This is a genomic window from Dapis brunnea BLCC-M229 (assembly GCF_050015995.1).
In the GTDB taxonomy this organism is placed as follows: domain Bacteria; phylum Cyanobacteriota; class Cyanobacteriia; order Cyanobacteriales; family Microcoleaceae; genus Trichodesmium.
This window is the reverse complement of record NZ_JBNHEP010000194.1, coordinates 1-14,317: the sequence shown is the minus strand read 5'-3', so window position 1 is coordinate 14,317 and position 14,317 is coordinate 1. Positions and strand designations below refer to the sequence as shown.

Genomic DNA, 14,317 nt, shown 5'->3' with positions numbered 1-14,317 from the left:
TAATACTAGACTTTAATTGGTGAGGTGTTGGCGGAGCCTAGCGGCAGCTATATCGCTCTCACCTGAATCTTTACTTTTATAGACTCTTAAATTTCCGAGTATTCTATTAAATAGGAATCTCGATTATAAATTCACTTCCCTCTCCTAATTGAGAATTACAAAAAATACGACCCCCATGTTTTTCTACCACAATTTGATAACTAATTGCTAACCCAATACCAGTACCTTTACCTACAGGTTTTGTAGTAAAGAAAGGGTCAAATATTTGTTGCTTTACTTCTTCTGTCATCCCTCTACCATTATCAGATATGCTAATAGTAACAACTGTTTTTTCTTTAACTTCTGTTTGAATTTTAATGCTGGGAATTTCCTCTTGATTTGATTGAGAAAATTTCCCTTTTGCTTGTGCTTCTTCCAGAGAATCAATTGCATTTACCACAATATTCATAAATACTTGGTTTAACTGACTCACATAACAATCTACCAGAGGAACATTACCATATTCCTTAATTAAACTAATCTCTTTACCAACTTTAGGAGTAAATCGATTATTAAGTATTAATAAAGTGCTATCTATTCCTTCGTGAATATTAACTGGCTTCTTTTCTGCTTCATCAAGTCTGGAAAAATTGCGTAATGACTTGACAATTTCACGAATCCGCTCTGTACCTACCTTCATAGATTTTAATAGTTGAGGTAGGTCTTCTAGAATAAATTCTATATCTATTTCTTCAATTTCTGCTTCAATTTCTGCCGCAGGAGGATGGTAATGTTTTTGATATAGTTTAATCAAGTACATTAGTTCATGGGAATAATTATTTGCATACTCAATGTTGCCATAGATAAAATTAACAGGGTTATTAATTTCATGGGCAATACCTGCTACTAGTTGGCCTAAGCTCGACATTTTTTCACTTTGGATTAATTGTGTCTGGGTCAATTGTAATTTTTTTAATGTCTGTTCTAATTGAGCCGATTTTTCTCTCTCTTTTGCTTCTGAATTTTGCAATGCAGAATTTAATTTTGCTAGCTTATCTGCTTGTTTAAGCACAATTTTAATAATTGCATTTCTCAGTTCTAAGGCAGCATCTATTTCGCACTTTTTCCAAGGTAAAGATGTTAATTTAACAGTTTCTTTCCATAGTTCAAATGATTTGCGAGGGCATAATCTAATCTCACCATTAGACTCTGTTTCTGTCTCTGGTTTAGGATCTCCTGCCCAATCAATAGTTTTAATTACTTCCGATCGAAACCACAAAATATAAATTTCTTGAGCTGAAGATATTGAAACTGCTAGTAACCCACTAGCTAAATCCTTATATTTCTTGAATTTTTGATAAAATTTAGGAAAAGAATCTGTAGAAAAAACTTCTTTATTAAACTGTTCTTTTATCTGTGGAATTAATTCTTGAATAGCTATTAATGGTGGAGTTTTACCTACTAAATGAAAATGGTCTCCAGAAACTACGGCTGCTCCTTCCGCACTGACCAAATTTAGGAGTTGATTTTGACATTCAACTAAGGCATCAATAAAATTTGATGAAGTTGAAATATCTTCAATTATTTTACTCTTGACTGATTTTAATTCTAAGCGATAGTTATAGTCTTCATTTTTTTCTTGATAAGGAATTTCTAGAGACATTGTTTGTCCTAAAAATTCGCAGGCTGCTCTTAATTCATAAGGTACATATTTCGCTGAATTATGGTGACAAGCAATTAAACCCCATAATTTTTTATTTTTCAGCAAAGATATAGACATGGAAGCAGCAACACCCATATTTTTTAAATACCCTATGTGGCAAGGTGAGACACTTCTTAAAATAGAAAAGCTTAAATCAAGAGGTTTATTGGTAATTGAATTATTGCTTGGTAAAATTTCTACAGGTTGAGAATTAACATCTGCTATTAATCTGAGCCAATTTACCTGAAATAGTTTTCTTGCTTGGGGCGGAATATCTAGACTTGGGTAATTTAATCCTAACAGTGTTTGTATGGTTTCTATTTTGTCTTCAGCAATTACAGAGCCACTGTTTTGAGAATCAAATTTATATACCATTACCCTGTCAAAACCTGTGATTTTTCTGATTTGTTCTACAAGAATTTGACATAAATTTTTCAAATTAGAAGCACCTTGCATTTTTGATGCTGCTTCTCTGACGGAATGATAGAAGTTTAAAAATGAAATGTTTTCTTGAGATATTGCTGGTTCTAATTCAAGAATTAAGTTCTTTTCAGAACGATGAATTATTCCCTCAAAAACTAAAGATTTATCTCTGTTTTTAACTGATAATTTAACAGGGTTTAGTGTTTTTAATACCGGATTATTTTCTAAGCTTTTTCTAACTGTATCGATTTGGTTTTGGTCGAGAAAGTCACTTAAGTTTTGATTTAGTAATGTTTGAGCAGGTATGCCAAATAGTTCAAAAGTATTATTACTTACCTGTAAAATTGTTAATTCCGGTTCTTTTAAAACAAATAATATGCCGTGAGGTTGAATGTGACCCGACAAATGAATTTGTTCTTGATATTGGTTAGTTAAATCTCCTTGTTCATATTGATTTGCTTCACTAATTTGCTTATTGTTCATATTAGTAAAATTGGAACTACTTTTACAGGATTAATGATGATACACTTGAATATTTGGGTAAAGCATTTCCTGCGGAATGCTACGCAAACAACCGTCAGCTCTTAGCTGTCAGATATTAATTTATTATCTGGGAAAAAGGATAATTAATAGGTGCATCTCAATCGTTGCAAAAATACTTTTTTCCTATTCCCTGTTCCCTATTCCCTATTCCCTAAAAGCGATAAATTTTTGGCTTTCTTGAAAATTGAGATGCACCCTAATTAATTGATGAGCAAAAATTAAAAGTTACTTTCAAAACAGATTAGCTAATCTTACTCATTAATCAAAAAGCTATTAGTGCATTACGATCTAGAAAAATCTGACTGTTAATACCTGAATGCTTACCTATTCTATGACTTTAAATCTAATCTGGCAGTTATATCATCTTCAGTTCAATACTTATATGTAATTGTCAATAGAGAACAAAGAACAAAGGATAAGAATGAATATTACCTATGTAGAAAGAAACTATGCTTTTTATAACTAAGTGGTCGTACAAAATTAATTAGGACTTACCGATCAAATCTAACAGCATTGACATATAAATACAAGTGCCTTTTTGGAATCAAAAAAAGTGCCTGGTTTTCAGTTGAAAACGCTCAAAAAGTTAATATTTTAGGCAAGAATTGGGGAGAAAAATCAAGGGACAATTCTTACTCCTACCTCCTCTAAATTCCCATTTCTCCTGTCTCCTACCCCTACCCCTACTAAAAGACTTTTGAGCGCAAACCCTAATTAAACATCTATACAAGCTGAATTCTTTGCCTTCTAAAAAGCACAGAGAATTAAAATAGGTAAATAATTTTGCTTAGATACTTAATTATCCGAATATCATATTCATACATTTTCATAAATTTAGTTAATCGATTTTGAACTATAAAAATGTTTTTATAGTATACATAAATTAACCTTAAACCTTCCTTAATTTTTTTGTCAGCTTAATATTTTTTTATAAATCTTAATATAATCACATAATAGTTAATAACATATTAGGTATAATTGCTAAAATCCCTTGACTAAATAAACTAGGAAGTACATGGAAACAACTGACTGGGAAACTGTAATTCCTGCTGGAATGGCAATTACTATCTTTCTTGGAGGAATGCTAATGATGTTTACTAATTTTTGGACTGATTCAGTTCAAAAAAAGCAAAAAACAAAAAAGTAAAAAGCTGTTTTCTGAGTTTTGATATGACACTCTAATAAAAGTACAGAATTCATCAACCATAAAGAGAGATTTATAAGATGTTCGACTTCAATAACATAATCGAATTTTCACATCTATATTGTGTAGCAATTTGTGGATTGCTAGTACCTATGAATGTACTAGCAAGTTTACAGCCAATAATTTTTACAGTCCTCCATCGACCCAAAAAAGAAATTAACTTAATGGCATTAGTAGCCAGTTTTTATGCTTTAATGATTATCCTTCATGTCGGAAGCTGGTTTATTGTCGGAGTAGTTAGAATCCAAACATTCATTCTTTTATTATTTGCTAGCTGTTCTTTAATCACAAATATTTGGGCAGTTAGTCATGGTTCTAACATGAGAGCAACTATTCAATTTTTACAACAGTTTCTAGTTAAACTTGTTAAGGGTATAACTTTCCAGAATCAACAGATTATTTCAGAAACAAAATAGGATTTTTGGCAGAATAGTGTAGGGATTAGTCTAAGTTTTTTGTAAGCATTCAGCTAGCTTCCTGCAAAGGAAGTTAGTTAACAGCTTTTTACAGCGCTTTTCATTTCAGAAAATCACAAATTAGGGACTTTGCATACAATTTCCCTACGAGGTTATTATTTTTTTTAATGTGGTTCATCGATATGAAAAGTGCTGTAAGCTTAGGAATCCCTAATTCAATTATCAATTATCCATTAATATAAATCCCTACAGTCTCCGTCTATTTTTGTTGAGAACCCACAGCAGCAACTGCCACTCCAACTAATAAAATAACTGCTCCCAATAAAACAATTAGAGAAGGCACCTCGCCGAATAATAAATAACCCAAAAAACTGGCTCCAACAGGTTCAAATAAAATTGCCAAAGTAACCAAAGTAGGAGAAACCCAACGGACTGCCCAATTAAAACTTGTATGTCCTATTAATTGAGGCACTAACGCCATTAATAATAAATAAAAATAGACTAAACCAGAATAACCAAAGTAGTCAACACCCGAAATTAAAGGAATAGGCAATAATACAATTGCAGCTACACTATAGACTACCACAATATAGCCCCCAATACCAAACCCCTTGCTTTGAGCTTCACGTCCCAGAAGCATATAGAAACTAACTGTCCAAGCTCCCATAAGGGCTAAAAAATTTCCCAGAATAGGGTTACTACCCGTAGTTGCCCCACTAATATCAGCTAAACCAATTATTAATCCTCCAGTCATAGCTACTACTATACCAATAACTGTCCGGCGAGAAAGTCTTTCCCTGAACCACCACCATGACAACAAAGCTACCCAGATGGGGTTAGTTGTGACTAGGGTAGTAGAAGCTGCGATCGAAGTGTAAGATAAAGAAGTAATCCAAAGAGGAAAATGAGTGGCGAGGCAAACTCCCGCTGCTCCTGCATAGAGTATTGCCCCTGGTTGGAGGTTTTGCCACTTAATTTTTGACCATGTTGGTAATAATAGTAAAGAAGCGATCGCCACCCGCGAGGCAGCTATTACGAGACTAAACCCTATCCCACTCATTCCCGCAGACAGACTTGCCAACCTAATTAATATTGCACCAGTAGATATTGCCAAAACACCGATAGTTAGAACTAATATAATTAACCAGTTAGAAGGTTTCATAAGTAAATAAAAAATGGTATGATTAAGTTTATCCAATTATTAGTTGAGTATGCTAAAGCTAACTATTATAGTTTTAATTATTCTCATAGGTTCTGCCCTTTGTTCTGCTACTGAAACAGCTTTACTTTCAGTTTCTCCTATTAAAGTACAACAGTTAGTGCAGCCTAAAAAACCAGCAGCATTAGCACTGTGGGTAATTAAGAAAAAAATTAACCGCCCCATTGCCACTGTTGTGATTATTAATAACATTTTTAATATTGTTGGCAGTATCTTAATTGGTAATATAGCAGCTTCAGTTTTAGGGAATGCTTGGTTAGGAGTTTTTTCTGCTATTTTGACATTTTTAGTAATAGTTTTTGGCGAAATTATTCCCAAAACTCTTGGGGAACGCTATGCCATGAGATTTGCCTTAACTATAGCTTTACCTGTGCAGGGATTAACTTTTATATTTACTCCGATAGTCTGGTTAATGGAAAAAATCACATCACCTTTTACTCAAGGAAAAAAATTACCCACTACTAATGAAGCAGAAATAATGTTTTTGACTAGAATAGGATATCAGGAGGGGGTAATTGAAGGTGATGAAGCTGAAATGATTAGAAGAGTATTTCGGCTAAATGATAAAAGTGCATTTGACATTATGACTCCTCGAATAGCGACAACTTATTTACATAGTGATTCAACTCTAGCTGAGGTTAAATCAGATATTATTAGTTCTCAACATAGCCGAATTATTGTCATAGGAGATTCTATCGATGACGTACTTGGTATGGTCTTAAAACATGAATTACTTAAGGCTATGATTGAAGGAAAAGACAACCAAAAAATTTCTGATTTTATGCGAGATGTTAGGTTTATTCCAGATACATTGAGGGTGGATATATTGTTAAAAGAATTTCAGAAATATCGTCAACATTTGATGGTTGTTTTAGATGAATATGGGGGAATGTCGGGAGTGGTAAGTCTGGAGGATGTGTTAGAAGAATTAACTGGTGAAATTGTGGATGAAACTGATAAAAGTATTGATTTACAAGTTGTGGCAAGAATGAGAGGAAAGATAAAATTAAAGGATGAGTAATTTCAGTTATACGAGGGAGTAGGGAGTAGGGAGTAAGGAGTAGGGAGTAGTTAAGAGTCAGATTTTTTGATAAACTTTTCTTTTTTCTGCTAGACAAAGGAGTAGGGAGTAGTTAGGAGTGAGATTTTTTGATAAACCTTTCTTTTTTGTACATCAGTCCTGTAGTTATTAGTTATCAGTACCTCCGGGTGAAGTCAGATGCGTGAAAAAAATGTAAGGACGTTCCATGGAACGTCCTTACATAGGTCAGAGAAAAGGTTTCCTAATTTTATGGAAATTTCTAATAAAGAAGATTGATTAACTATCTAAATCAAGACTTATACACCGAACCCATAAACCCGGTTTTTCACAGATGTCTATTGTTAAAACATAAGATTTCTTATAAAAACCGGGTTTCTTTGCGTAACTCCTATAAATATAATTGCTCTGAACAAATTTTTTCGGTCAACTTTTCTTTTCCCTGAGAATTACGTTACACTAATTATCACAAATTTAAAATTTTGAAGATTCTCCAAAAAATTATGCTGCCAACTGTTTTAATTACTGGTGCTTCTCAAGGTTGTGGTAGAGAAACAGCACTTTTATTTGCGAGAAAAGGATATAACGTTGTCTTAGCTGCTAGAAAGTTAGATAGATTAGCAGCAACAGCAAATGAAGTGAGAAAAATTGGTAAATCTGCCTTAGCTATTCCTACTGATGTTACTGATGCTAAACAAGTAGAATATTTGGTGCAAAAAGCAATAGAATTCTATGAAAAAATTGATGTATTAGTTAATAATGCTGGTATCTGTCTGACTGGTGAAATGGAACATACAACTTTAGAAGATTTTCAACAGTTAATGAATGTCAATTTTTTCGGTTATGTGAATACAATTAAAGCTTTATTACCCCATTTTTTGTCAAGAAAATCGGGAACAATTATTAATGTTGGTTCTTTTGGTGGAAAAATGCCTTTGCCAAAAATGACTGCTTATTGTGCTAGTAAATATGCAGTTACTGGATTAACTGATACTTTGCGTTTGGAATTAGAGTCAAAAGGAATTAATGTTAGTTCTGTACAACCAGGGGTTATTAATAGCGATTTTCTGGAAAGAGCGCAGTTTCGAGGTGGAGATAATTCGGGAGTAGAAGCTAGTCGCCAACAAATGAATTTTGCTTTAGAATCTAATTTTGTTAGTCAGCCAAAAGATATTGCTGAAGCTATCTGGAATGTTGTTAAAAATAACCAGTCTGAAGTAGTAGTAGGTCCGGCTGTTTTAGCAACAGAAACTTATCGGTTATTCCCTGGTTTAGTTCAGTTTATGATGGGAAAGAGTTTAGAGTAATATCAAGTCCGGTAGCATCAGTATTCTAAGGTAAGGAAAAAGCAAGAAAGCTTTGGTTATTGAGGAGAGAAACAAGAAGGCTTAAAACCTGGAAAAAAACTCAAATTTCCTGTATATATTCACCCTTGGGTTTACACAAACAATATCGGTAGACATGATATAATTGATAGCTGAGAAAGAGTTGCTTATGAAAATATTTTGAAAGGAAGAGCAATGACAAATAATGTCATGGTTGGTTATTCCTAGCTATTATTTCCTAAGCATATCTTTTTTTCCTATTTGTACCTAATGATTTATTAGTCGGGAAAGTCTGAAAATTGTAGTAAATTTATAAGTAATGTATACTCCGATATACCATATTACTCATCTTAATAATCTGACTTATATTCTAAATTATGGTGAATTAACTGCTTTTAATAGACTTAAGGAAAAACAAGTTAGTTATACAAATATTGCCCATGAACAAATTCAATATAGAAGGGCAACAAAAAGAGTTCCTTGTGTGGCATGAGGTGTACTCCATGATTATGTTCCTTTTTATTTTGCACCTCGTTCACCAATGCTTTTTACTATCCACAAAGGAAATGCGCTAGGTTATCAAGATGGTGAAAGTTAAATTATTTATTTAGTTGTAGAAATATAAGCAATAGCAAACTCAAATTTAGATTTTGTTTTTACTGATGGTCATGCAGTTATGGATTACTCTGATTTTTGTGAGGATCTTGAACTGCTAGGGGATATCATTGATTGGGAATTAATGGAATCAAAATATTGGTTTGATACGGATGAGGATAACCGTCGCAAATGTCGCCGACAAGCTGAATTTTTAGTACACAAATTTTGCCCTTGGACATTGGTTAAGAAATTGGTGTTGTAAATGACTATATGAAAATAAACGTCCAGAAAATATTAGAAAATCAGGATGATAAACCTTGATAAAATCAGGAGGATAAACCTATTGTAAAAATACATTATGATTGGTATTCTTAATGATCTATTAGTATAGAAATATGATTTGAGTTGTGAGATATTGGAGACTTTTAGGGAACACTTAACACTTAACACTTAACACTTAACACTTAACTGGGAAGAAGAAAATGTATCTTATTCATAAGATAACTGCTATATTCTATCCTTTTAAGGAACACCTCAATTCTCACGTCTGATTCCTGATTGCTGTAGATAGTTATAAATAATTAAAAAATCGAAATTATTTAAAGAAAAAAAATGGTTGAATTTAAGCAAGGCAATCTCCTAGAAGAAAATATAGAAGCCCTCGTTAATACAGTTAATTGTGTTGGTGTGATTGGGAAAGGTATTGCCTTGCAATTTAAACAGGCATTCCCAGAAAACTTCAAACAATACAAAAAAGCTTGTGATGCCAAACAACTACAACCAGGGCAAATGTTTACTACTTCTACAGGGAAGTTGTTTCCCAGATATATTATTAATTTTCCTACCAAACGTCACTGGAAAGGAAAATCAAAAATAGAAGATATTGAATCTGGATTAAAAGCTTTAATTAAAGAAGTAAAACAGCTCAATATTCAGTCGATCGCTATTCCTCCTTTAGGATGTGGTAATGGTGGTTTAAATTGGGAAGTAATCAAACCGATGATAGTTAATGCTTGTGCTGAATTTCCTGATGTTCGGGTTGTAATTTTTGAACCAGTAGGCGCACCAGTAGCTGACCAAATTAAAGTCGCTAACAAAAAAACCCGCATGACTCTTGCTCGCGCTTTATTTATCCGTCTGCTAGAGTTGTATGCAATTCCAGGTTATCGTTTAACCAAACTTGAAATTCAGAAACTTGCTTATTTTCTTCAGGAAGCTGAACAACCATTAAAATTACGTTATCAAAAACATCATTATGGTCCTTATGCTGATAATCTCAATCATGTTCTACAAGCATTAGATGGTCATTTTATTAAGGGATATCGAGATAGAAGTCAGCACTCACAAATGTATGTTTTACCAGACGGAAGAAATGCAGCTCATAGTTATCTAGAAAAGCATCCCGAAGCTAACGAACGTCTGGAAAGAGTTAGTAATTTAATTACTGGGTTTGAAACTCCTTACGGGATGGAAATGCTGGCAACAATTCATTGGGTAGTTACAAAAGAAGATCCTCAAGCAGCAGAAGATAGTGACAAAGCGATCGCCTTAGTACAAGAATGGAATGAAAGAAAACGTAAACTGTTTAAACCCAGTCATCTAAAGAAAGCATGGGAAAGACTTAAACAGGAAAATTGGTTTGTCGATATATCTGCAACAAAGCAATAATCTTTAAAAAAAAGAGGACTTACGCAGAAACCGGGTTTATCAACGAAGCTTGGTGGTTTGAGAGACAGTAATTAAGCAATCAACCCGGTTTCTTGGTTTGGATTGCGTAAGTCCCGAAAAATTAGGCAAAAGCTTTCAAGAGATAAATTTTCTACTACTTTATGGCTTTGTTGTATGAAAACTTATGGATTCCGCGTTTTATTTCTTCTTTTAAAAAAAAGCTAAAACTTATACCTGCCAAGGCTTTGAGCAGCTAAATTTCTTTGATAAAAAATTGACAAAAAAAAGGCTGAAACTTATGCCTGTCAAGGCTTTGAGTCATTTAACTATTGGCCAACAAATGAATAAAGCATCAATCTATAGAAATAGGGTGATATAGCTGCTACTAGGTTCACCTTTTATGTCGGCTCTGGCAACCGAAAAGTGGAACGGATGTTGTATGGCTATTACAACAAAGCCCTACTTTATGGTAAAAATATAAGAGTCAAGTTGAATAGAAAAACAGGCAAAACACAAAATGCAATACAAATTATTAGGAAAAAGCGGCTTAAGAGTATCGGAACTTTGTTTAGGTACAATGACTTTTGGCGACGACTGGGGTTGGGGTTCCTCTCAAGAAGAAAGTAAAACAATTTACGATTCTTTTCGCGAAGCAGGCGGCAATTTCATTGATACTGCTAATGTTTATACTAATGGCACCAGTGAAAAATTTCTTGGTGAATTTATTGCCTCCGAAAGAGACGCTATTGTTTTGGCAACCAAATACACTAACGGTTTGGGAGATAATAATCCTAATGGTGGCGGAAACCAACGTAAAAATATGGTGCAGTCCGTAGAAGCTAGTCTCAAACGTCTGAATACTGACTATATCGATCTGTTATGGTTGCACATTTGGGATTTTATGACCCCTGCTGAGGAAGTAATGCGAGCATTTGACGATTTGGTGAGAGCAGGAAAAGTATTATATATCGGTATTTCCGATGCACCTGCTTGGGTTGTTGCTCAATGTAATACCTTGGCAGAATTAAGGGGATGGACTCAATTTGTTGGTTTGCAAATCGAATATAGTTTAATTCAGCGCACCCCAGAAAGAGAACTTTTACCAATGTCTCGTACTTTTGATATCGGTGTTACTGCTTGGTCCCCTCTTGCTGGTGGTTGGTTGAGTGGGAAATATACCAAAGCTAATGCCACCTCAGAAGAGGGGAGACTAGATAGTGAAATGATGAAAGGTTTTTTGGAGCGGAGCGATCGCAACATTGCTATTGCTCAAGAAGTAGATAAAGTTGCTCAACAAATAGGAAAAAGTTCCTCACAAGTAGCTTTAAGTTGGTTATTAAACCAAGGTGTAATTCCAATTATTGGAGCTAGAAAAATTTCTCACATTGAAGATAATCTCCAATGCGTCGAGGTGAAATTATCCCCCGAACAAATTCAGCAATTAGATCAAGTCAGTCAAATCGAACTGGGTTTTCCACACGATTTCTTTAAAGCAGATATGGTGAGAAACTTTGCTTATAATGGCGCATTTGAGAAAATTAAAAATCATCGTTACTCACAATTAATGGATTAAATTATTCCATTTCTTAAAAAGTTTGCTATATATCTTTGTAATGGGGAGATGGGGAGGTAGGGAGTGGTGAGATGGCAATCAAATATGGCACTACTATTTAGAAATGGTATTACTATTATACCAATTACCATAAACTTTGCTATACTTGGATTTTATATTTCTAAATATTATTTGTTGGAGCAAATACTTCAGGACTTACGCATAACCACTATATATAGTAGGGGTTAACGGCGGTTAACCCCTACTATTGGTGTATGATTCCACATTTTGCCTAAGTCCTGTACTTGATATTTGGTAACTTCAGTTATGAAAGAAAGTTATTTGTGCCAGCTTCTAAGTATAGTAATACTTTTGAGAATTGGTATTACTTGTAGTAGTCCGTCTAGCTTAAAAATGCGGGTAAGTTTCATAAATTAAGACCTCTCCCCCAACCCCTCTCCTGCAAGGACAGGGGAGTTTCTCCCCCTTCCCTTGCAGGGAAGGGGGTTGGGGGGTTAGGTTTTACAAAGTTATTGCACTGTAATCATAACTACATTAATTTTCGGCAGGAACGAAATTTAATGCTTGACCATTCAACTGAGGAAACTCAACAAACACATCAATAAGATCGCCCGTTGTACCATCAAAACGAACCACACTACCAGTACCAGTGCTACTAGCATAAAGATTACCATCCGGTCCGAAACCTAAACCCCTTGGCGCATCCAATATTGGTACTCCCTCTACATCCACACCAGCATCAAGCACATCTAACAACGCTCCAGTATTAATATCATAGACACGAACCGTACCTACGGAATCATCCTGACCAAAAGGAAACTCACTGCTGACATAGATATTACCATCCAAACCACTAATCACATCTAGAGGACTTAACTCAGGATCATTAACAAAACTAGGATCTAACACTTGGCCAGTGAGACCATCATATTGAATAATTGTACCCCCGCCTCCACCTGTTGTCGGATCGGCACCATTTCCTAAATAAAAATTACCATCAGAACCGAATACAAAACCTCTGGGAAAATCTACTAATTCTGAGGGAATAAATTCATCAATAAAGTCTCCTGTTTGACCATTGAAACGTAAAATTGCTCCTAAAGAACGCGCTCCTACATAATAATTATTATCAGGTCCAAAAACAGAACCTCCACCATTTAATTCAGGAAATTCTGTAAATGTTTCGATGAAATTTCCTGTAGTCGCATCGAAACGTAAAACATCATCATTTCCACCATTAATTAAAACAGTATTAGATCCATCAATTTCTCGGACAATATCTCTAGGGTCAGTTAATCCTCCGCCATTAGTAAATTCACCAATAAATCTACCAGTTAAACCATCAAAACGCAAAGCAGCACTATTTCCATTATTAGCAGCACTGGTAACAACAACATCAAATATTGTACCGATAAAATTTTGGGAAAATAACCGACCTTCAGCAATGCCAAAGTTAACAAAATGTTCTATAGAAGTCAATAAATTTTGTTGAACTGCATCAGCAACTCCAGGATTTTCTTGTAGATAAATACCAGTATTAAATTGAGGATTAGGGTCACGATTTTCTAGTTGACCAACTTGAATAAAATGTTGAATGGGAGTAATTGAATTTTGTTGAACTAAAGCAACAAGATCAGGGTTATTGGTTAAATAAAAATCAGTATCAAAAAAAATACTAGGGTCTCGTCCTTCAAATTGACCGAATCGAATAAAGTGGTCGAAGCTACTTTGAACAATGCCATTATTTATTGCTTCTGCGATACCAGGATTAGTATCTAAATAGAAGTTTTCGTCAAACAGGTCAATAATTTCCAGCATGAGTTATTTCAGTTATCAGTTATCAGTTATCAGTTATCAGTTATCAGTACCGACTGTTTAAGTCAGATAATTAGAGGTTTTTTAGATCAAACAGGACTAAAGCCATGTGAACCCAGAAACCGGGTTTTTTTGTCAATATTAATTGTTAAAAACAACGATTTATCTTAAAAACCCGGTTTCTTTGCGTAAGTCCTATCAAATCTGGATGATTAGTTATTGTAGTCATTGCGACGGTCACTCCGTGGAAGGAAGGAATATCAGAGGTTTAGGAGATTGCTTCCCTTCCGTCGCAATGACAATTTTTCAACCAGATTCTATATTAATTATTTATGCACAATTCTGTTCTTTTAGCAAGCCTTTGTATTTGATTGATTTTGGAGTAGTAATAATTGCAGAAAATTTCTGAGCGATCGCTATTCAAGATACTCAACTTTCAACCTAACTCAATAAACGACGATAGAGCTAAGAATTAATAAAAATTTAATTCACAATAGACATTTTTCTCGGAAGAAAAAACCTTAAATATAGGGTAAATATTTTTCCAGCTTTTACGCATTTGTTCTAGTGATTATAGTAACTTTAGCTGTTTAAATGATTATAGATATTATAGAGTTTTTCAGTAAGCATGAGGTAAATTTATATTTTTTGTTCCTGTTCTCTAAAACAAACTAATTTTGTACTTTTTGTCGGAATTGCTATATAACAGTTTTAATTCAGAATATTTTCTACTCCAACGACATTTCCTATTACTGCCTGCTCAATAATTATTCTATATTGTAATCTCCATTGCAAAGCATTAGAGATAGTAATA

Annotated in this window: 9 protein-coding genes and 1 pseudogene; 7 read left to right on the top strand and 3 right to left on the bottom strand. The window is 34.1% G+C overall.

Annotated features, from left to right (window positions below):
* Positions 1-106 precede the first annotated feature (106 nt).
* Positions 107-2,587 (bottom strand): ATP-binding protein, encoded by a 2,481-nt coding sequence (locus ACP6PM_RS21695; RefSeq protein ID WP_426588296.1) that lies wholly within the window; start codon positions 2,585-2,587, stop codon positions 107-109.
* 1,075 nt (positions 2,588-3,662) lie between these two features.
* Here ACP6PM_RS21695 and ACP6PM_RS21690 point away from each other — a divergent pair.
* Positions 3,663-3,794, top strand: a complete 132-nt coding sequence (locus ACP6PM_RS21690) for a hypothetical protein (protein ID WP_426588294.1) — start codon at positions 3,663-3,665, stop codon at positions 3,792-3,794.
* A gap of 77 nt (positions 3,795-3,871) precedes the next feature.
* A complete protein-coding gene (locus tag ACP6PM_RS21685; RefSeq protein WP_426588292.1) occupies positions 3,872-4,267 on the top strand; it encodes a hypothetical protein in 396 nt (131 codons plus the stop codon).
* Between the two features lie 259 nt (positions 4,268-4,526).
* Here ACP6PM_RS21685 and ACP6PM_RS21680 read toward each other — a convergent pair whose 3' ends face one another.
* A complete protein-coding gene (locus ACP6PM_RS21680; RefSeq protein ID WP_426588290.1) occupies positions 4,527-5,429 on the bottom strand; it encodes a DMT family transporter in 903 nt (300 codons plus the stop codon).
* Between the two features lie 49 nt (positions 5,430-5,478).
* Between ACP6PM_RS21680 and ACP6PM_RS21675 the strand changes: the two genes are divergently transcribed.
* From ACP6PM_RS21675 to ACP6PM_RS21655, 5 genes and pseudogenes are all read left to right on the top strand, one after another.
* On the top strand, positions 5,479-6,507 hold the full coding sequence (locus ACP6PM_RS21675; RefSeq protein ID WP_426588288.1) for a hemolysin family protein: 1,029 nt from the start codon (positions 5,479-5,481) through the stop codon (positions 6,505-6,507).
* A 521-nt stretch (positions 6,508-7,028) separates the two neighbouring features.
* Complete coding sequence (locus ACP6PM_RS21670; protein ID WP_426588286.1) at positions 7,029-7,832, top strand: SDR family NAD(P)-dependent oxidoreductase; 804 nt, start codon at positions 7,029-7,031, stop codon at positions 7,830-7,832.
* A 337-nt stretch (positions 7,833-8,169) separates the two neighbouring features.
* A pseudogene (gene darT, locus ACP6PM_RS21665) lies at positions 8,170-8,709 on the top strand (type II toxin-antitoxin system toxin DNA ADP-ribosyl transferase DarT).
* Between the two features lie 350 nt (positions 8,710-9,059).
* Entirely contained in the window at positions 9,060-10,115 is a 1,056-nt protein-coding gene (darG, locus tag ACP6PM_RS21660) for a type II toxin-antitoxin system antitoxin DNA ADP-ribosyl glycohydrolase DarG (RefSeq protein WP_426588284.1), read from the top strand.
* 517 nt (positions 10,116-10,632) lie between these two features.
* Positions 10,633-11,688, top strand: a complete 1,056-nt coding sequence (locus tag ACP6PM_RS21655) for an aldo/keto reductase (RefSeq protein ID WP_426588282.1) — start codon at positions 10,633-10,635, stop codon at positions 11,686-11,688.
* Positions 11,689-12,222: 534 nt separating this feature from the next.
* On the opposite strand, the gene ACP6PM_RS21650 is transcribed toward ACP6PM_RS21655, so the two are convergent.
* A complete protein-coding gene (locus ACP6PM_RS21650; protein WP_426588280.1) occupies positions 12,223-13,506 on the bottom strand; it encodes a Vgb family protein in 1,284 nt (427 codons plus the stop codon).
* Positions 13,507-14,317 lie beyond the last annotated feature (811 nt).